Annotated in this window: 19 protein-coding genes; 7 read left to right on the top strand and 12 right to left on the bottom strand. The window is 53.1% G+C overall.

Annotated features, from left to right (window positions below; translation table 11 throughout):
• Window positions 1-51: 51 nt before the first annotated feature.
• Window positions 52-2,847 carry a 1,4-alpha-glucan branching protein domain-containing protein gene (locus tag AB1500_01715; protein MEW6181881.1) on the bottom strand — a complete coding sequence of 932 codons (2,796 nt, stop codon included), beginning with the start codon at window positions 2,845-2,847 and terminating at the stop codon, window positions 52-54.
• Window positions 2,848-3,290: 443 nt separating this feature from the next.
• Window positions 3,291-3,740, bottom strand: coding sequence for a DUF4912 domain-containing protein (locus AB1500_01710; protein MEW6181880.1), 450 nt, complete (start codon window positions 3,738-3,740; stop codon window positions 3,291-3,293).
• A gap of 344 nt (window positions 3,741-4,084) precedes the next feature.
• Between AB1500_01710 and AB1500_01705 the strand changes: the two genes are divergently transcribed.
• On the top strand, window positions 4,085-5,077 hold the full coding sequence (locus AB1500_01705) for a Na/Pi symporter (GenBank protein MEW6181879.1): 993 nt from the start codon (window positions 4,085-4,087) through the stop codon (window positions 5,075-5,077).
• A gap of 131 nt (window positions 5,078-5,208) precedes the next feature.
• On the opposite strand, the gene AB1500_01700 is transcribed toward AB1500_01705, so the two are convergent.
• Entirely contained in the window at window positions 5,209-6,423 is a 1,215-nt protein-coding gene (locus AB1500_01700) for a D-alanyl-D-alanine carboxypeptidase family protein (protein MEW6181878.1), read from the bottom strand.
• 168 nt (window positions 6,424-6,591) lie between these two features.
• Here AB1500_01700 and AB1500_01695 point away from each other — a divergent pair, with 168 nt between their 5' ends.
• The gene (locus AB1500_01695) at window positions 6,592-6,732 is read left to right on the top strand and encodes a hypothetical protein (protein ID MEW6181877.1); all 141 of its coding nucleotides are present in this window, start codon (window positions 6,592-6,594) and stop codon (window positions 6,730-6,732) included.
• A 63-nt stretch (window positions 6,733-6,795) separates the two neighbouring features.
• Here AB1500_01695 and AB1500_01690 read toward each other — a convergent pair whose 3' ends face one another.
• The 3 genes from AB1500_01690 to AB1500_01680 all read right to left on the bottom strand — a co-directional run bounded on the left by AB1500_01690 (window position 6,796) and on the right by AB1500_01680 (window position 11,296).
• A complete protein-coding gene (locus tag AB1500_01690) occupies window positions 6,796-8,403 on the bottom strand; it encodes a stalk domain-containing protein (GenBank protein MEW6181876.1) in 1,608 nt (535 codons plus the stop codon).
• A gap of 370 nt (window positions 8,404-8,773) precedes the next feature.
• On the bottom strand, window positions 8,774-9,922 hold the full coding sequence (locus tag AB1500_01685) for a trypsin-like peptidase domain-containing protein (protein ID MEW6181875.1): 1,149 nt from the start codon (window positions 9,920-9,922) through the stop codon (window positions 8,774-8,776).
• A 249-nt stretch (window positions 9,923-10,171) separates the two neighbouring features.
• Window positions 10,172-11,296 (bottom strand): HD-GYP domain-containing protein, encoded by a 1,125-nt coding sequence (locus AB1500_01680; protein MEW6181874.1) that lies wholly within the window; start codon window positions 11,294-11,296, stop codon window positions 10,172-10,174.
• A gap of 256 nt (window positions 11,297-11,552) precedes the next feature.
• On the opposite strand from AB1500_01680, the gene AB1500_01675 reads away from it, so the two are divergent.
• Both AB1500_01675 and AB1500_01670 read left to right on the top strand, forming a co-directional pair.
• Window positions 11,553-12,926, top strand: coding sequence for an ArsB/NhaD family transporter (locus AB1500_01675; GenBank protein MEW6181873.1), 1,374 nt, complete (start codon window positions 11,553-11,555; stop codon window positions 12,924-12,926).
• Window positions 12,927-13,120: 194 nt separating this feature from the next.
• Window positions 13,121-13,927: a YkgJ family cysteine cluster protein gene (locus AB1500_01670; GenBank protein ID MEW6181872.1), complete on the top strand. Its 807-nt coding sequence runs from the start codon at window positions 13,121-13,123 to the stop codon at window positions 13,925-13,927.
• 257 nt (window positions 13,928-14,184) lie between these two features.
• On the opposite strand, the gene AB1500_01665 is transcribed toward AB1500_01670, so the two are convergent.
• From AB1500_01665 to AB1500_01655, 3 genes are all read right to left on the bottom strand, one after another.
• Complete coding sequence (locus AB1500_01665) at window positions 14,185-14,340, bottom strand: hypothetical protein (GenBank protein MEW6181871.1); 156 nt, start codon at window positions 14,338-14,340, stop codon at window positions 14,185-14,187.
• 264 nt (window positions 14,341-14,604) lie between these two features.
• Window positions 14,605-15,501 (bottom strand): prenyltransferase, encoded by an 897-nt coding sequence (locus tag AB1500_01660; GenBank protein ID MEW6181870.1) that lies wholly within the window; start codon window positions 15,499-15,501, stop codon window positions 14,605-14,607.
• Window positions 15,502-15,627: 126 nt separating this feature from the next.
• A complete protein-coding gene (locus AB1500_01655) occupies window positions 15,628-16,161 on the bottom strand; it encodes a hypothetical protein (GenBank protein ID MEW6181869.1) in 534 nt (177 codons plus the stop codon).
• Between the two features lie 57 nt (window positions 16,162-16,218).
• On the opposite strand from AB1500_01655, the gene AB1500_01650 reads away from it, so the two are divergent.
• Window positions 16,219-17,607: an SH3 domain-containing protein gene (locus AB1500_01650; GenBank protein MEW6181868.1), complete on the top strand. Its 1,389-nt coding sequence runs from the start codon at window positions 16,219-16,221 to the stop codon at window positions 17,605-17,607.
• Window positions 17,608-17,649: 42 nt separating this feature from the next.
• On the opposite strand, the gene AB1500_01645 is transcribed toward AB1500_01650, so the two are convergent.
• Window positions 17,650-18,144, bottom strand: a complete 495-nt coding sequence (locus AB1500_01645; GenBank protein ID MEW6181867.1) for a hypothetical protein — start codon at window positions 18,142-18,144, stop codon at window positions 17,650-17,652.
• Between the two features lie 44 nt (window positions 18,145-18,188).
• Window positions 18,189-18,776: a hypothetical protein gene (locus AB1500_01640; GenBank protein ID MEW6181866.1), complete on the bottom strand. Its 588-nt coding sequence runs from the start codon at window positions 18,774-18,776 to the stop codon at window positions 18,189-18,191.
• Between the two features lie 336 nt (window positions 18,777-19,112).
• Between AB1500_01640 and AB1500_01635 the strand changes: the two genes are divergently transcribed.
• Window positions 19,113-19,439, top strand: coding sequence for a YtrH family sporulation protein (locus AB1500_01635; GenBank protein MEW6181865.1), 327 nt, complete (start codon window positions 19,113-19,115; stop codon window positions 19,437-19,439).
• Window positions 19,436-19,939, top strand: coding sequence for a hypothetical protein (locus AB1500_01630; protein ID MEW6181864.1), 504 nt, complete (start codon window positions 19,436-19,438; stop codon window positions 19,937-19,939). The genes AB1500_01635 and AB1500_01630 overlap by 4 nt, the downstream gene beginning before the upstream one ends.
• Here the strand turns inward: AB1500_01630 and AB1500_01625 are convergent.
• Window positions 19,933-20,142 carry a hypothetical protein gene (locus AB1500_01625; GenBank protein MEW6181863.1) on the bottom strand — a complete coding sequence of 70 codons (210 nt, stop codon included), beginning with the start codon at window positions 20,140-20,142 and terminating at the stop codon, window positions 19,933-19,935. The two genes, AB1500_01630 and AB1500_01625, sit on opposite strands and share 7 nt — an antisense overlap.
• Between the last annotated feature and the right edge of the window lie 3 nt (window positions 20,143-20,145).

Genomic DNA, 20,145 nt, shown 5'->3' with positions numbered 1-20,145 from the left:
GACTTGGGACTTAACCCGCGACCCGTGACTCGCGACTTTCAACGCTTGTTTTCATCCTGCGTGGTGCGATTTGCGGACCGGTCCGGCAGACCTTCCGCTGACACGCGCATATACCTCGCACGTAACCGCCGCTATATGCCGCCAGTCATATGACGAACGTACCTTGCGCCATCCCCGACGGCAAAGCTCGTTGGCGAGGGATCTGTTGGTCAGAAGCTCGCCTACGTAACGCGAAAGCATATCCGGCCGCCCCGGAGGCACCTTGAAGCCGTCGATTCCGTGCTCCACCACTTCGCCCAGGCCCCCGGTATCCCCGACTACAACCGGAATCTGCGCCGCCATCGCCTCCAGCGCCACAATACCGAAGGGTTCGTAATGGCTGGGAAAAACCGCGGCGCCGGCCTCCTGCAGCAGCCGGTTACGACCCGCCCCGTCGACAAACCCGGCGAACCGGACCCGTCCGGCCATTCCCGTCTCTTCGGCGATCCTTTCGAGCTCAGCTTTGTAAGGACCCTGGCCGCAAAGAACCGCCTGTACCCCCGGAACACGCTCGGCCACCAGCGGCAAGGCCCGGATGAGATCCTGAACCCCCTTTTCCGGCACCAGCCGGCCCAGGAAAAGAACCATGGGGGACGACGACTGCGCCGCCGGCCCCCGCCAACCGTTTACGCCGAGCACCTCCGGGTCGACCCCGTTGGGAATCACCCGGATCTTTTTCAGCGGAACGCCGAACAAACGGGAAACCTCATGCATCATATAGCCGCTGCAGCATATTATACGTTCCGCCCGCTGCGCCAGCCTTTTTTCAGCGCTGTGAATCGCAAACTGGGTCTCGTTATGTATTCCTTTGTATCGGCCGTATTCCGTCGCGTGAATCGTCGCCGTAAGAGGAATGCCGTACCTTTCGATCAGTTCCCCTGCCGCCGCTTCTATCAGCCAGTCGTGCCCGTGAATAACGTTGAAACGTTTTCCTTCTGCGAAAAGCCGCCCCGCGATCTTAACCATTTCTTTATTCAGCCAGGCCACCCAGTCCAGAAAGTTCCTTTCGCGATCCTCCTGCTGAACCCGGAAGACCTCGACCCCTTGGATCTCTTCCGTCGGCGGATACCCGGGCGCCGGAGCGGTGATGACCGTCACCTTGTTCCCCAGCCTCACCAACGCCCGTGAAAGATCATAGACATGTCTTCCCAGTCCCCCGACTACACGCGGTGGGTACTCCCACGAAAGGATCATTATTCGCTGCCGTCCTACAACCTGAAGGTCGCCGTCCGACCAGAACCGGCTGTAAACCCTGTAGTCCATCCCGGGAAAAATATTGTCGAACGACTCGGTTTCCTCCAAAGCGGCTTCGTCAATCTTCTGATTGAGGATCTGGTCGGTAACGCTGTTAAATCGCGCAATATGTTCCTGAACCCTTTTTGTCGCGTATTCTACCGTAGAACCCACCCGGAGAATAAACGCCCAGTCGCTCGACTCGGCCAGCAGGAGTTCCCGCGCGGCCTGGTTCAAAGCGCGCCGGAGCGTCCCCTGCACTTCGGGGTAAAGGTCGCAAAGCTCCACCATCAGGTTCTCCGCATGGTGAGTGTGCTTGTAAATCCAGTCGTTGCCCGGGTTCAGCCAGACCTCGCTGTACCCGCCCTCACCCCAACTCGAATGGCTTATGGAGGCTGTTTCCTGCAGGGGGTGGGCTTTAAGGTAATCCGTCGGGGTGGCCAGCGCCACCTCAACCTGAGCGGCAACCTTGCGAATGAAAAACTCCAGCCACTGAGGACCCTCATACCACCAGTGGCCGAACAACTCCGCATCGTAAGGGGCTACAACAATGGGCTCCGTCTCGAGCCGCTCCGCCCAGTAAGAAACCTGGCGCTGGCGGTGGTGAAGGAAATGCTCCGCGTGAGCTGCCGCCTTCTCCTGCGCAACCTGAGGGTTATAAGGTTCCTTTGATTCATGACCTGTGATCCTGAAGTACTTGAATCCCGTATCCGTACGCACTTCCCCGGATGGGAGAAACGGTTCGATGTACTCCCACGGCAGCTCGTATCCTATGTCTCGGTAATACTCCCTGTACCAGTAATCCCCGGGATAGCCGATCTGGCGGTCCCAAACCTGCCGCGAGGTGTCGGGGTCACGGCCGAAGGCCGCCACGCCGGCGGGCGATACCACGGGAGCATAAATGCCGTAAGGAGGCGGCGGGTAGGCCGTCAGAATCCCATGTGTTTCGATAAAAAAGTATTTTATTCCCGCCTCCGCAAGCAGTTCATCCACACCCGGCATGTAACCGCATTCCGGAAGCCAGAAGCCCTGCGGGCGGGCGCCGAAATGCCGTTCAAAAAGGTCAAGCCCCGTTTGAATCTGTGCCCGCCGGGCCTCCACGCCGCGAACCAGGGGAAGGTAACCGTGCGTGGCACAGGTGGTTATCACCTCTAAAACGCCCTGATTCTGCAGGGAGGCAAAACCGGAAACCAGGTTCCCCTTATATTCGTTGACGAACAGGTCGTAGTAACGCTGAAAGCGTTCTTTGTACATCCGCGCAAGCGGATGGAATTCCGTCCCGTCGGTCCGCCTCTCCTCCGCCTCCGCCAAACGGATCAGCCGTTCCAAATGAGACACATAACGTCTGGTCAATAGCGCATCGGTAAGCATCGTTATCAGTGGAGGTGAAAGCGAAAGCGTCACCCTGAACCTGACGCCCTCACCGGACAGCTTTTGGAAAACGTCTATCAGAGGCAGATAACACTCCGTTACCGCCTGGTAAAACCAGTTTTCCTCCAAATAGCGTTCCTTTTCCGGGTGACGTACAAAGGGCAGATGAGCGTGGAGCACAATAGCGAGATAACCTTTACTCATGCGTTCCTCCGTAAAAAACTTCACTTGATTTCCGTCGTTTCTACGAATCTTTATCAAAACAATCCCGCTAAGGTTCGCCGCACCGGTTAATAAAGAAAAGACCTTGTAAAACCTTGCCGGACTATTGACCTTCAGTCTACTTACAAGTACGGAACCGGCACCCGCTTCGATTATTTCAAAAAACGTCGGTCCGTGGGAAATTCACACCCGGCGTCCGAATAAACGTCGGATGCCTTAACGAGCCTTACTCACAGGGCTTCTTCCGCCGTGTATCCCAGATGAGCATAACACTTTCCCATTACAAATAAAAGAGGCGAAATCGTTTGAGATCCCACCTGTCAAATCATCCGGTCCTGATAATAAGGGGACTGTTCCCTATGGGGGACCGTCCCCTTTCTTGTGAATCAATGAATTTGTATTTTCGGCGCATGAATCCCCACGTTTCAATGCCTGTACGGAATTTCCGAACTTACGCCGTCTATTTCGATGACCTTAACCGCTTCGACAAAAACCGCACCACCCGTCTCGGCACGCCGCCGCACCTTCGTAGGCGACAGAACCTTATCCGGCGGCACCTCTACCACATCAGAACACAATAGCGGAAAAAACTCGCCGTTCTCCCACCAGCCAAGTTCACACCGGTAGCGCTCGCCGGGAGTTATTCCCCGGAAATACCATGTGCCTATGGAAAAGGAAGGTGACGCAGTACCGCATGCCGAATAATTGCCGTCTGCCAGCGAATATAACCTCAGCGACATCTTCCTGTCCGCAAACAGCGCCCACGCCGCGTCTGAGATTTCCCAGTAGGCGAAGAGTACCGTAGGATTCTGTACAAGCAATACCAAACTATTCTCTTTGTAGCCTGCCGGCAGGTTGTATTCCCTGCTTTCCACTACAGTACCCACCCCCATTCAGGAAAAAAAAGTGACCTTTTGTGGGCCACGATTGCTGCATGAGAAATTAGCGCGAATAAAATCTTGTGGAAAATATTATAGCACATAAAGCATATTAAGGAAACAGGTTTTTTATCATTTTTCGCAGTTTTTTTACAAATTTCTTTTCCGAATATTGTGAATCTTTTAACTAGACCTTGTACTAATATTATCATATCCGAATTTCATTAGCAATTATTTCCCTTAACCTTTCTCGGATTAATTTCCACAACTTTAAGAACTTTTCCAAAAAAACTTTGATTCATGGTGATTAATTTCCCTCGTATATTTATGACGGGGGAAACGTGGCAAATACTCTTTTATTAATAATCTCCGGATTAGTCCTGCTTATCACCGGTCTGCGCCTTCTGCAATCCGGGCTCCTCGTTATATCCGGCAAGGGCTTGAAATCGGCCTTTCGGTCCACCTCGGGCAGCCCGGTACGCGCGTCGCTTTCCGGCCTTATCGCCAGCGCGCTGACGCAAAGCAGCACCGCGGTTTCCGTGATGACCATCGCGCTGACGCACAGCCGCATTCTGAACCTGGAACAAGCGGTCGCCGTCATCCTCGGCGCAAACGTCGGAACAACCCTGACGGTACAGTTCCTGGCCGTAAACCCCGGGCTTCTTGCGCTGCCGCTGTTTGCAGCAGGTATCGCTTTATCCTGTTCGCCTCTTAAAACGCTGGGAAAGATAACGGCGGGAATCGGGGCGGTCTTCCTGGGGCTCGACTTCCTTAACCGTGCCGTCATGCCGCTGCAGCACGAACCCTGGTTTACGGCCGGCCTCGCATACGCCGGCGGCAATCATTTACTGGCGGTTGGCGGCGCCACATTGTTGACCGCCTTCCTCCACTCTTCAAGCGCGGCCACGGGTATAGTCATTGCGCTGTACGACCGGAATGCAATAAGCCTCGATGCCGCCTTCGCCCTGGTGCTTGGCAACAACATAGGCACATGTTTCACCGCGCTGATCGCTTCGCTGACCAGTTGCGCCGCCGGAAGGCGCGTGGCTCTGGCCCATCTCTTAATAAATGTAATAGGGGCAGCCGTATGCCTGCCCTTTGTCCACCCTTTCAGTACTCTCGTCGCCGCCACCGCGGCCGACCCCGGCCGACAAGTAGCCAACGCCCACACCATCTACAATATTGCAAGCAGCGTGATGTTCTTCCCCTTCTGCGGTCCGTTTGCCCGCCTGCTTAACAGGCTTGTGCCCGGAAACCTAACCCAGACAAGCCGGAACCAAAATTTTTCACCACAGAGGCACAGAGTTCACAGAGAACAGAAATATAATGACTAAACTACTAAAACGAAATGGCTTCAACGCCAACAAGTAGGATTTTCTATATATGTTGTCCCTCTAAGTCCCCCTCCGTGTGCTCTGTGTCTCTGTGGTTAATCTTTCTTGCCATCCCGCGCAGATCTTTGCCTCTAAAGTCGAGGGAATGAACGCGTGCGGTGTCTTTTAAACCAGGCCGACAGCAGCCTCAATACCACCAGGGCTCCAACCACCACGAGGACACCACGGAAAACCGGAGGCCAGATTGAAAGTCGGGCCACCGAGTTGCCGGCAACAACGCTTACGCGGCCAATCTCTCCTTGTTCCCCGGTAATAACAACGGTCCCGATACAATCACCCTGGTTTACCGGAGCTTCGATAGGCCGCATTTCGAGGCGCCACCGGGGAATTATGACCGGGTCCGCCCCCGCAGGAATGTTGCTCCAGAGGGACCGCGCCGTCTTCCCCAGAACCTGCTCCGTTCCCTTCTGAACCGGGAATTTCCCCACAACCTCCCCCGCCTTGGCCAACTCCACCAAGTGGTACGATGAAAACCCGTGATCCAAAAGCGCCGCCGCGTTGTCCCAAACGCTCAGATCGTCTCCGAGAATCACGGAGATTATCTCACGTTCACCGCGACGGGCGGCGGAAACAAGACACTGGCCTGACTGCGTGGTATAACCGGTTTTTACGCCGATTGCACCGTCATACCGCCAGAGAAGCTTGTTGTGATTTATTAGAAGGGTAAGACCGTCCGGAGCCTGGCGTTCGATGTTCTTCGTCTTTGTCGCCACTATCTCTTTGAATAACCGGTTCCCCATGGCAACCCTGGTTATCTTCGCGAGATCCAGAGCGGTGGTGTAATGGTCTTCATCAGGCAAACCGTGCGGGTTGTTAAAATGTGAGTCCGTTGCCCCGCAAGCCTTGGCGGTACGGTTCATCATACTCGCGAACTCTTTCTCCGAACCGCCTACCATTTCCGCAAGCGCCACGGCAACGTCGTTGGCCGAATTCAGCAAGAGGGCGTAGAGCCCGTCGCTTACCGTAAGCTCCTCCCCTTCCTTCAGCCAGATGGCTGACCCTTCGGTGTTAACCACCTTCCCCGTTGCCTTTATCCTGTCGTCAAGCCGGGCATTCTGCAGTACCACCAGGGCGGTGAGTATTTTGGTTGTGCTTGCGGGATACATCCTTTTAGAAGGTTCTTTGGCGTAAAGTACCTGACCGGTTTTCGCATCCAAGACAACTGCGGCCTGGGCGGAAACCGCGGGCCCGGCATCTTCAGCCGCCTGCCCTGCCGCCGGCTCCGCGCCGGCATACCCCGAAAAGGCCCAGGTTGCAAAAAAGATCATTGTAAGTATCAACAACACAAATCGCAACGCTTTTCCCCCTTGTACCCCTTATAGGACTTACTCACGGAAGCGGCACTCCTTGACCTGCCTTTTTGGGAAATGGGATAAGGGTTCAAATCTTCGAAAATACTATACCAGAAAAAACACAGGTAACGAAAGCATGTACAACAAAAGGAGATAATTTTTTTGCTGCTCACAAATATGTCGTTTGCCGAACTTTCCGCGGAACAGATTTCCGCACTGAAAGAACTAGAGAAGAGAATCACGGGGAATAAAACCGGCCGAAAGGTTTATCTATTAGCCGTAACCGACGGGCGGGGGGAGTAATACCGCTGCTTATCCATTACTCCTTGGCCACAGCCGCCGCAGCCTAATAAGAATCAACCCATCCTAAAAATAACGTCTTACGGTCTCCCAAAAACTGGAGTCCTCAAACCCGAGACGCCAGATGCCGATCCCCGCAAGGTCATACTTATGCACCAGGTCGAGTTTAGGCTTAAGGCTGTACTGATTTTCAAACCATACCTCATGGTCAACTCCGGATTCTTTGTAGTGCAGGCAGGGGGTCGCGGAAGCGCTGTCCCAGAAGACCTTATCCTGCCCGTACTTATTAAGAAGGCGGTCCACTTCATTCCAGCGCACAACCTTGGCTCCCTGCGTCGACCAGTCGTAACCATAAGTGGGTATGCCCAGGAGAAGCTTGTGACTTTGAACGCAGCTTACGGCATGCTCCACAACCTTTGTCACCCACGAAATTGAAGCCACCGGTCCGGGTGCCCCTTTTAACCAGTGTTCGTCATAAGTCATGAGAATCATATAATCGCAGGTCCGGCCGATCGCTTCATAATCAAAGGCCCCGCTCCAGGCGTTCTGCAAATCATTGCTGGTCTTAGCGGGAACGGCGACCGTGATTATAAAACCATCCGGCTTTAGGGCCGCGGAAACCCTCCTTAAGAATTCGCTGTAAAGATCTTTGTCCGACGGGGGGATGTTCTCCAAATCGATATTGACGCCGCCCAGGCCGTTTGCTTTGACCAGTTGAACGATATTGTCGATGAAACCGTCCCAGCCGTTGCGGTCGTTCAACAGCTTATGAACGAGATTGCGGTCGAAACCGTTTCCCCGGTAGTTATGAACGACCAGAAGGCTCTCAGCGCCGAGATTACCGGCAGCCTTGATTCCGTTACCCGGCAAACTACCGCTGAAATTATTCTTATCAGTCAGTTCAAGTGCAAAGAACGCTATTGCTGTGAGGGATTGGCCAAAAGAAAGGAGGGAGTTGTATGCCGCGTTGTCGCCCGGATAATCAACCGGATAATAACCCAGAACCATTTTCTGCCCCGAACCCGTACTTATGAAAACCGTCCGCGTTGTAGAATCCCAATCAACCTTGGCTCCAAATGCCTGGCCCACAAAGCGTGCCGGAACCATCGTTACGCTGTTGATGATCATTGCCGGCTGGAGCAGCGATACCTGCGACCCGTTTTTGGTCGCGGATTGCCCCCCAATTTGTAAAACCACCGTGATATCGCCCTTGACCGCCGTTATGGTTTTTGTGTCATTGGCCCATGTAACCTGCGCGCCCAGGGCCTCAAAGATACCGCGCAGCGGCACAAGCGTCGAGCCGTTGATTATCACCGGAGGCTGGGTGTATTTTTGAAGCTGTCCGTTGATTCTAACGTTGGCGGTCTGGACAGGCGGGGGACAAATAACGACCCACTCCGAACGCGTTACTACACCGTCGACAGGAAAACCCAATGCCCGTTCGAAACGGGTGACGGCCTCATAAGTTAGCCGCCCGAATGCGCCATCCGGTTTGGCGGAAAGATACCCCAGCTTTTTAAGTCGTTCTTGAAGATAGGTTACATCCGGACCACGGTTTCCTATGGAAAGGTTGCGGGAAAATTGAACGGCATTCGATTTTGATGGATAAGCAGCGGCTAACAAGACGAAAAACAGGCTGGTTATTAAAACTCTGCTCCATTTTGTTTGCATCATCTTCCTCCGTCTGCGTCCAATTGCTGCCTTGTCCCTGTGGAAAACGGATGTCCTAAACTTATGGCTGGCCTAAACGTCGATAACTTGTTCCCGAATCTTTCTTTGAGTACCGGTTTGTTTTTCGCGCTCCAAGGTCTTTTCAGAATCCACGCTGAAAAACGATGGGTTCTTTCCTACAGGTTTACTTTTTATGTAACACTCTCATAGTACCAGTGGGAGAAGAACAAGACCATAGCTTACTTTATGGAAAAGTGTCCGCAAACTGGTACCCTTTCCGTCCATCGGCGCCCGTACCTGGCACATCGAAGAAAAAAGTGCGGGGGACCTTCCCCGCACTCTTTTGCTGATTCTTATAGCCGGAACCGAAAACTTACAGTTTGGCAGGCTTTTCGTTAATGGAAACCGACACCCGAACCAGCTTACCATCGCGCCATACGAGTATATCCACTTTCGAACCCACTTTCTGCTTTGTAACGACCGAAACCAGATCATCGGGAGTTTTAATCTTACTGCCGGCGATCTCCATGACCACGTCTCCCCTGGTTATGCCGGAGCGTTCGGCCGGGCTGCCGGAGACAACGCCCACCACCAGCGCGCCTTCGGTCGATGAAAGCCCAAGGTAATCGGCCCATTGTTTATCCACTGACTGGACCTGAACTCCCAGCCAGGGACGGACAACCTTCCCCTTATTCTTTAAATCGCTGAGTATGGAGTTAACTGTACTCGAAGGTATGGCGAAACCTATACCCTGCGCCTGCGCGTTAACGGCGGTGTTTATGCCTATCACCTCGCCGTTCAGGTCTAAAAGAGGCCCGCCGCTGTTACCCGGATTAATCGAAGCATCCGTCTGCAGGAGGTTTTTATAATGCCGGTCTTCAATATCTATCGGCCGACCTTTTGCGCTTATAACCCCCACCGTAACCGTGTGGTCCAAACCGTAAGGATTACCGATCGCAATAACCCAGTCTCCCACCTTCATCTTTCCCGCGTCACCCAATTTCAAGTACGACAGCTTCTTACCCGCATCGATCTTCAGCAGCGTGAGGTCGAGGTCGTAGTCCGAACCGACCACCCGGGCCTTGAACGGTTTGGAATAACCTGAGACGGTAACCTGTATCTCGCTCGCGTTGTCCACGACATGCTCATTGGTTAGGATGTAACCGTCATCGGAAATGATAAATCCCGAGCCTAACGATGGCTGATACTGTTGCTGCCGCGGCGGCATTCCCCCGAAAAACTGACGGAAGAAGGGATCGTTGTAAAACGGGTCCATTTGGGAGTCGCTTACCGCACTCAGCGTATCGATTTTTACTACGGCCGACCCGGTGCGTTCGACGATCCCCGCGATAGCGCCGGGATTACCCCCGGGAAATTCCGTCTCCGCGACCGCACTGCCGGTACCTCCCGCAAGCCTTGCCCCCCGGGATAAGTCCTCGCTGACAAAACACCCTCCCGCGAAACATGCCCCGGCTACGAAAGCCATTATGGCCACGGACACAATCCACCGCCGTAATTTCATACGCCAAAACCCCTTTCATCAAGCTTATGCTTCTAATATTCATATTCTGAAAACCATAATTCCCCACTCGCCTAAGAAAAACCACCCTTTCTCAAAAGTAATTATAATCCTTGTCAAAGCATAATCAATGCTGTTCACAAAAAATTCACAAATAAAGCAGTAAAAGGCCTGAAACAGCATAACAGTGCCGGCCTGCTGATTCCGACAGCATTGTTTTAGGGGAAGTGTAAGAAAGGATGGTTCAGAAAACTATTCTATAAACCCTGATTCCACGTCGCGGGCGATTGCGGCTTTCAGTTCCTTTTCGTCCAGAACCTCCGCCACCACGATGTCTCTGTTTTCCCAAAGCTCGATATCGAAAGGCTCGATCCCGCTGCCCGTGCTGTCAAGAAAAACGCGGACACGCGGATGTACGGCCATACCCCGTCTCGTTTCCACTACCACGCCTATTTGTCCGGAAGAAAGCCGCACCGTCGTTCCGAGAGGATACGCGGCGATGTTCTGCAGGAAAGCTTCAACCATTTGGTAACTGAAAAGGAAATTTCCTGAGGCGGACAGGAGTTCGTAGGCCTCGTGTATCGGGTAGGCCTTGCGGTAAACGCGGTCGGAGGTCAAGGCATCGAAAACGTCCGCAATCCCGCATATCACGGCAAAATCCTTTATTTCCTTCTGCTTTAAGCCGCGCGGGTAACCCTGCCCCTGATAACGCTCGTGGTGTTCGTGGGCGATGTGCGCTGAATCAACGCTTACTCCCGGCATTTTCAGCAGCATGTTATAGCCGAAAACGGGGTGCTCGCGGACTATTTCGAATTCTTCTTTTGTCAGTTTGCCGGGTTTTGTAAGAATCTTATCCGGGATCTTGGCTTTCCCGATGTCATGGAGCAAAGCGCCGATACCGAGAGCCAGTAGTTTCGCCCGATCATACCCAAGGGTGATACCGGTAATCAGAGACAAGACGCAGACGTTGACGGAGTGTCCGAAGGTATAGTCATCGATGGCGCGGACGTCAACCAGGTTGACCATCAGTCCGGGGTTGGCGAACAACTGATCTATTATCTGCTCGATGGTTCTTGTTATTTCGGTTAGTTTGATGATTGCGCATCCGCAACCGGATACGGACGTCTCATGCAGGAGTTCCCGCACTTGTCGTTTGGCCTTCACACGTACTTCGCTGGTAATAACGTCTACTATCTCCACATTGCTTAAAAAATCGTTCTCGACATATATGGAAGGAATTCCGGCCATCCGTAACCTTGCGATAAGTTTCTCCGTTAAGATAGTCCCTTTGTTTACTAATAACTGGCCCAATGAATTGTAAAGTACCTGCCCTACTCGCATCCCCGGTTGGAGCAGGTTGATGGGAATCTTACGCAAGTTGAACCCTCCAATACCCCTAATTTATAGCAATACCAGTTTTCTTATATGGTTGGATAAATGTAGCACTAAGACTTCGACATATATCAACAAATTCCTTCTTTAGTAGACAATATATTTAATTATTCTTCAATAAATATTTTTTTACCTTGCCCTGACCGGCTAAAATAAGCTTAAATTATGGGAGATAGCGCACGGTTTCAATTAGTGGAAATGCTGTTTTTGGACCCCCGGAAAACCCCTTACGGGAGGGCATATTTTGTCCCATTACCAAGTGTACCTGGCTGTTACGGTCTTCGTTGCAACCTATGTCTTAATCGTTTCCGAAAGGATTCACCGCACTGTTGCCGCTTTTGCAGGCGCGGCGATCATTATCCTGTCCGGAATCATACCCGCGGAAAAGGCCGCTGGGGTTATAGACTGGAACACCATCGGACTTCTCGTCGGGATGATGATTATTGTCGGCGTGACCCGCGAGACCGGAGTTTTCGAATACCTCGCCATAAAGGCCTCCCAGATCGCCAAGGGACATCCCCTGGCCATACTGTCCTCCCTCGCGTTTGTCACCGCTGTTGTTTCCGCCTTTCTGGACAACGTCACCACCGTTCTGCTCATCGTACCGGTGACCTTTGCCATCGCCAGAAAGTTGGAGCTGAACCCCATGCCCTTCCTTGTCGCCGAGATCATCTCCTCCAACGTAGGAGGAACGGCCACCCTGATCGGCGACCCGCCCAATATCATGATCGGGAGCGCAACCCGTCTTGGTTTTATGGATTTTGTGGTCAATCTTGCGCCCGTAATCATTCTAATACAGGTGGTTACCGTTTTTCTCCTTGAACTTATCTATCGGAAGGATTTAATTATTCCTTTAGACCGTCGCAACCGGATTTACGAATTTGACGCCGCAGCGGAAATAAAGGACCGCCGGCTTTTACGGAAGTCCCTGCTCGTCCTCGGCCTTGTTATAGCGGGATTCTTGCTGCATCAGTACCTGCACCTCGAATCGATGGTGATTGCGTTAAGCGGGGCCGCGCTCCTCCTGATAATCACCCGCGCCGATCCCGAGCGCCCTCTGAATGCTGTTGAATGGCCTGTTATCTTCTTCTTCATCGGGTTATTCCTGCTGGTCGGCGCACTCGAAGCGGTGGGCGTGATTTCCCTGCTGGCCGGGGCGAGCCTTCAGGCCACGCACGGCGCCACCATAGCGACCGGGATGCTGATAATGTGGCTGTCGGCGCTGACTTCCGCCTTCCTTGACAATATTCCTTTCGTAGCCACCATGATTCCGCTGATAAAAGAAATGGGCCGCCTCGGACACATCCAGAACCTCGACTTCTTCTGGTGGTGCCTTTCGCTCGGAGCCTGTCTCGGAGGGAACGGGACCATCATCGGCGCCTCGGCAAACGTGGTTGTCGCCGGAATAGCCGAAAAACGAGGCCTATTGATTTCCTTTGTGGGCTATATGAAGGTGGCTTTTCCTTTAATGCTTGTTTCGATAATAATCTCTACCGGTTATATGCTCCTTTGGTCGCTGCTTCCAAAGATATTGGCCGTTGCTGTCACTTTATCGGCGGCGGTAGTTTTATATCTTATCCTCCTTTTCAGTCACCGGAGATCGGAAGACCGATAAAGATGCCGATACCCATTGACATAAGAGTTGGAGCAACGATAGGCTAATAGGGAGAATTGTACATAACGAAACCACCAGCAGGGCTTGTTACTGGTGGTTATACTATGCTCCCGGCCCGGAAACCGTTGCAATCAGCTGTTAGCCCGACGGTTTTACGTTCTTTATTAAAACCATAGAATCAGGAGGAAGACCATTTGGAAATACCCGTTAACGCCGCGGATGAGTCTCGATTCAAAGCACTTAACCCGGAGGACCGTTTTACCTTCGAGTGCAGCGAAAAATGCATGGGAAAGTGCTGCCGTTTAATAACCATCCTGCTCGATCCCTGGGACATCGAGGCCATTGCGCGCCACATCAAGATCAGCGGCCCCGATTTCCTGGATATCTTCTGCAGGTATGAATTCGGCACTGTGTCAAATTGGCCTTTCGCCTGGTTGAAGCAGGCGGAAACCGGAAATTGCGCCTTTCTTCTCGAAGACGGACGCTGCAGCATATACCCCGTCAGGCCGCGCAACTGCCGTATGTATCCGATAGGCCGCGCCGTGCGGTTTGAAGACGTCGAAGGAACGCCCCGCATGCGCGAAAAGCTGTTTATGGTCGAATGGGCTGACCACTGTCTCGGACATGAGGCAAGTCGCACTTGGACGGTGAAAGAGTGGCTTGAAGATTCAGGCGCGGACAAGTACTTCGAGCTGTCAGACGCCTACCTTTCGGTTGTGGACTACGCCACCAGGGAACTGAACAGCACCGCCTGGCTTACTTCAAAGACGGCGCGTCTGCTTATGCCTCTAATTTTTATACCGGATACCCTCCGGACAAAACTGAATATCAACGAAGAAGCGGTGGACCACGAAACGTTTTACCATCGCCGGCTGAACGCCGCCCGCATGGTCCTGACGGAAATGGCGGCCTCTTTCGGTTTCGGCCCTCTCGCCGGGACCACCATTAATGAGAACACCTCCATCGCCGAACGAATACGTCAGATGATTCTCATTGATTAGACAACCGGACTTTAACTTTAAACATTGAGTCCTATTGTAAACGACCTGTACCGCCATTAAAGCAAGAAACCGGTCGGTTTAACGGCGCAGTTTCGGCGAGTTGAACCAGAGTCCGGAAACAAGGTTCTTTTCCTTATATTTATCGAAAACGACCTTGACTGATACCCCTTTTTCCTTTTCGAACTCCGCCGTATAGTCGACGATAGTGGATGAACCTTTTATTTCGATTTTTGAAACCGCCCGTGAATTATAAAGGCCTATCCTGAGACGATCTGCCCGCGCGTCCGGTTAAAGACCGTCTCGGTCAGGGCGTTTTTCATCTTCTCATCAAAATCGCGGGAGAATTTGACATAGTCGCCTTCATTAAAGCCTTGCAGTAGTTTGTCGGTCGCGGGGTCCGCATACCGCAGCACTTTTTGCCGGTCCTCCGGAAACTTAACCGTCCCAAAACACCCGGTTAAACAAAACGCAAACCGCCAGGATACCAACGGTAAACGAAGTAAGCTTCTTCACTTCATCCCTCTTTTTCCTGCGCGGATAAAGCTCTTATTACCTTGTTAAGACGTGTCGACTGGGAAGCGGTCATTTTCTTACCGCTTGTATTGCATTTTGGTTCCAACCTCTAACTTCCTGCCTCGCACCTCCAAACTAGTCAGGCGCAGTTTTGCAGCGGCCTTCTAAGAGCCTATGAACAGACCCACGGCAACCAGCACAGGCGTTACGATGTTGATAATCACGTTCTGTCCCATATGAGGTATCAACTTCCCGGTTTGCTCGGCATGCTTGTAAGCGCCGGCGAAAGCAGGCACGGCGATCAACACCGTGAACAACCCTATAAGGCTGGCCTTCGGCAGGTAGTGGAAATAAACGCCGGCGGCAACCGACAGATAAGCCAGCAGCAAGATGCCGCCGTAAATGAGGCTGCTGGCCTGGTTACCGACGACGATCGGAAAGTGCCTCCGGCCCACACCCCGGTCCGCTTCAACATCCGGGAACTGATTCAAGAGCAGTAGATCACTCACCAGAAAGAACGGCACCAGCGATGCGATGAACGCGGTCCAGGAGTATTGGCCCGTCAGGACGAAATGCGTCCCCATGACCATCAGCGGCCCGAACCCCAGACCGGGAGCGACCAGGCACAACCACGGATTACGGGTAAGCCAGGGCGTATAGGCGAATACGGTCAGAAGTCCGAGAATGCCCAGCGGCAACAGAGATGAACCCCACACCCATACAAAGTAGACGCCGATCAGGATGATAACGGCAAATGTTATCAGCGCCGTCGCCAGCGCGTGGCCGGCCATGCCGGGGTTCGCGGGAAGCGTGCCGCTTCCGCCGCTGAAGGGGGTCCGCTCCGTCCGGGCGTCGAGGCCGCTCTTGAAATCGTAATACTCGTTAAAGGCGTTAACGCTGATGTGCGCGGCCACCGCACCGACGAGCGCAAGAATTAAATGAAACACGTTAACGCTTCCGGATGTCCAGACGGCCGTCCCGAGCCCCAACAATACACAGGCGGGGGTCAGGATCAAAAACGGGAGACGCATGGGCCCAAGCACATTTTTTACGTTGCTCATGAGTCATACCACCCTTTCCTTTATATAACGGTTTGTTTCGTGCCAAACGGCAGCAGTCTGTCAGTAAAAGTGAGCGCCGCAACAGATTCCGTATGTAAACGGCAAATCAAGACAAAATGATTCGACTCAGGCCTTTGTTAAAACCTTCCCCAGCTTTATCAGTCTCGATTTAATCGCGCCTTTTGTTCGTTCATGGATATCGGCCAATTCTTTTATTGACTTCCCTGAATCAAACAAATCCGCAAGTTTTCCGTCCTCCTCGGGTGTCCAGGGCTTGCCGACGTTTTTCGGCACCTCCCTTTGCCCGTCGACTCGGCCATTCTCTTTCTCCAGGGCGGAAACGGCGGCATACAGCGCGCGAATAACTTGCGGATCATGACAAGGGCTGTCGGGCGGAAATTCCGTGCCGGTGGTCGGATCGACTCCGTTTGCAAGGGCCCTGATGATTAATAATGCTTTGTCCGCGTACATGAATGATTCCTCTTTCGGGTTATTACCTGCGCCTGACCTGACGTCCAACGCAAACCATCCGGAGCTTTTCACCGGTCCTCTGTGAAGCGCATCGGCGTTCAGCCGTATATTTTCGACGGAGAGAAAAGATATCCTGTCTGCAAATGCAAACTCAGGGATTGTCCAAATCAACAGCCGCTTCTTTTCCAAGGAAAATCCTCATACGCTTTAAATTGATTTAAGCTTAGACGGAAAGGACCGTGGAAGTTGAAAACCTATCTTCTTCAACTCTTACATAAGGGACTGCCGGCGGCGGGCTTGTGTTCCCCGGGCGGACTTGGGTCTTCGGTCCGTCCCACAGTCCTGATGCCCCACGTTTCCGCGTCGATGATTCGCCCCGATTACTGGTGCAATAAAATGTCTGATCCCGACAAGGTCGTAATGACTCCTCCCGAAATCCGTGATTTCAACAAAGAGATAATCGATTCACTTTCGGAAAGGTTATACGACCTTTCGAACCACCCGGTTTCTCTTTCAGGGAACCGGTTGATTGACCTTATGGAGAAACCCTTTCCTGCCGGTCCGATCTATGTCATGGGGAAACAGGTTGGGTACGAGTTTTACGGCATGTTGAAAAACCGGATGAACCTATCCGGTATTAAGGATGACAACAGGGTCGAATACGCCTTTACCGTTAGAAGAACAAACATCCGGGCCTTTCCGACCTCCGAGGTAGCCGGCGGGGAACCCTGCGACCCCGAAGACGATTATTTTCAGGAAACAGCCCTACAGCCGGCCGAACCGGCGGTAATCCTGCACCGGAGCGCTGACGATCAATGGTATTATGCTCAGACGTACAACTACCGAGGATGGGTATCCGCAAACGATGTCGCGGTCGATACAGACAGAGGCGCATGGCTCGATTACCGGCAGGTAAACGAGTTCCTGATGGTAACCGGCAGCAATGTCAGGTTGAACAACAATCCCTATTCGCCTGAACTATCGGAACTTGAATTCGGTATGGGAAGCAGAATCCCGCTGGCCGATCCCGCCGAAGTTCCATCATTGATTGACGGGCAGTCTCCTTGCGGAAACTACGCGATTAAGCTTCCGGTCCGAGATCAGGGTGGAAGACTGAATTTTAAAACGGCGCTCTTGCCGGTATGTAATGACGTAACCGAAGGCTATCTTCCGTACACCCGGTCGAATATCATCCGACAGGCGTTCAAAATGCAAGGCGAACGCTATGGCTGGGGCGGGATGCTGAACGGCCGGGATTGTTCCTCCCTGGTCATGGATTTATACCGCGTTTTCGGCTTCAACCTGCCGCGCAACGCCCGCGAACAGGAAGTCACCGCGGGCCGGACCTTCCGCTTTGAGGAAAACCCGGTAGACCGGCAGGCGCTTCTCCGGAAGCTGCGCCCGGGAGCGGCGCTGTACTTCCCCGGTCATGTAATGCTGTATCTCGGTGAGGATACCGGCCGGTTTTACGTTATCAGCGCTCTCGGGTCTTATGTCCGGTTCAGGGAGGGTGAGCCAGAACCCGAGGTGGTTCGCGTTCGCGGGGTAGTGATAAACGATTTAACCATCACTCGTAAGAACGGGAAACAGTGGATCGAGCAGTTGACGACCGGAAAGGAGTTTGAGAAGGGTTAACTGCTGCCGTAACTGCCGGCGGCTTGATTTAACCGCTGGCTATTACGGTTGCGTGAAGTATTTCTTCACGGACGGCAGCAGCGCCAAAACGGTTATCGCCACGCCCAGCAGGGCGTATAAGGTCTGAATGAAATGTCCGTAACCGACAAACATAACCTGAAGGTCTATCCAGAGGATCAGGATTATGCCTACATACAGGGCATGCGTGTTTGACCAGTGCTGCTCCTTATATAGGTTCAAGGCGTTCGCCCACTTCCATTCCGGGCGCGCCAGCATGCCGTAAAAAATCATTAACGGGTAGACCCCCAGGACGACAAGCAGAAACAGTCCGGGCAGCAGGTAGTTCTTAAAAGGCGTATCTTCAAGAAAACTCAGAGGTATTTTCAACAACCCGCCGCTCGGGTCGGCCGTGAGGGCGATACCACCGGCAAGTCCCCCTACAGCCAGAAACAGCAGTAAGAACGAGAGAAGATAAAATCGCGCGGGTCTGCGTTTTACGAGCCTGTCCATTTTGTCCCGAAAACTCGCGCCGGGCATATTATTCCCCTAGTCACCGAAAGCTGTCGGCTATTTTTTTATGATTATCCGCCTCTATACCGGTTCAACAACCATACCAGTGCGGCCGTTACTCCAAAACCATAAATCCAGCCGCCGAAGACCTGCGCCGGCGAGTGATGCCGCACCATTATGCGGGAGATGCCGACAATAATGCCCAACGCGCCCATCTGCACCACCGTCACCATCGAGAACGGCAGGAACAACGCAGCGCAACCCATAGCCACCGCCGAATGCAGGCTGATTTTCCAGAAGAGGTTGATCAGGCAGGCGCCGATTCCGCCGCACACGCCTATCAGCATACAGCGCATCATCACGGCGTGCGCCTGCGCCAACGCATAAAGCCCAAAAGACGCCGTCAAGCCCGCCAGTAAAAGGGGAAGCACCACACGGCGCTCTTCTTTAAAAAGCAGATGATAGTGACTGAACTCCCCGCTTCTCGTTTTGCGGTATATGTATATCAAACCGGGCAGCAGTCCGGCGGCCGGGATGGCGATATCACGCAGGACGAATACCGTCCGGTGGTGCAGGCGACCGCTCATCAAGGCTACGGTCAATAATACGAAAACGGCGGGATGGAGTATGTAAGAAAGCGCATTCGCAAAGCGGTACAAGCCGCACCGTCCTGTTACGACATTACCCCATCATATTCCTCCCTCGAAAATAGTTCTTCTTTCGGTGGGCTCGGCGATAAGCAACGCATTGCTGCGTCAGCCCTGCATCACTTCTCGCCGCGTTCCGTTTATGATACTTTTCTGCATCTAAGTAACCAGCTTACGGGTCGCCCCATTATCATTCTTCAGATGGAGCGGTCCCCGGCCGCATGGCGAACTATATAAAATAATGCTCCGGAAAAGAAACCCGCAGGGAAGGGTCCGGCCGAGTCATAAGTTCCACCGGACCGGTATAGGAATCAGATGGATTAAGATTAAGGGAGAGGAGTGTTCCTCTTGAACGGACTCGGACAGCGGCTGGTGATTATTTTCTTTACGGCCGGAGGAGTTCTCCTCGGCGCGGCCCTGGCGGGCGCGCTCGGGGCGGCTTTGACCGGCCAGCCGTCGATCAGCACCATGCTGCGTCTGGCGCGGGAGGTGAAGATCTGGGCGATCGTCGCAGCCATCGGGGGGTCTTTTTCCACCTTCGAAATCTTTGATTCCGGTCTTTTCCACGGTGAGATAACTGCCGTCGTCAGACAGCTTCTCTACGTCCTGGCCAGCCTGGCCGGGGCCCAGTCCGGGTATTATCTCATAATGACGCTGGGTGGAGGAAACGAATGAAACGCCCGCTCGGCCGCTGCCTGGCCTGTTTCACCCTCGGCGTTCTGGCCGGGGCGGTGGCGATGGCCCTTCTGCTCGGACATGACGTGGAACGTCTGACTTACAGGTTATTGACCCAGCAGGAAGAGCTCGACGAGGCCACCCGGGAGCTTGAAAAACTGAAGGTCAGCCTGGAAGAAGCGCGGCAAAAGCGCTATGTTCAAGGTTTTGACATTAAAATCACCCTTGAGGGCCGTCTTACCGCAATTGAAGAGGAGGGAATCCAGATTGAATTGAAAAAAGAGATTGAAAGACGTTTGAATCCCCTCATGGATCGCGAGCTTTCCACCGTTAATTTCTGGTTGATTCCGGGAATGATCAACGACCGAATAGCCGTTGTAGGCGGCAGGCAGTTCGAACTGCACATAGAAACGGTCGTGGTGGATGAAATCCTGGGCGTCGCCGTCAGGGCCGTTCTCAAGGAGTCAAGTGCGAAACCGGTTACCCTCTATGTTTACTGAATTCCAGGACCGGTCTCTTCTGCTGCAGGGTCTTTCATCACCCGTCCCGTTATCTTACCGCTGTAAGCGTCAACGGTGAAAAAGTCGAACGTTACCATGTGGTCGTCCATGTCCTCCGCCACACGTGTGACGGAAAACAGGCTGTCGTCTGTCGGGCGCTCCTCAATCATGAAAACCGGCGTGTTGTCGTAATTCAGCCGCAAGAT

This window comes from Bacillota bacterium, assembly GCA_040755295.1.
Classification (GTDB): Bacteria; Bacillota; Desulfotomaculia; order Desulfotomaculales; family Ammonificaceae; genus SURF-55.
This window is presented reverse-complemented; position numbering and strand designations above follow the sequence as displayed.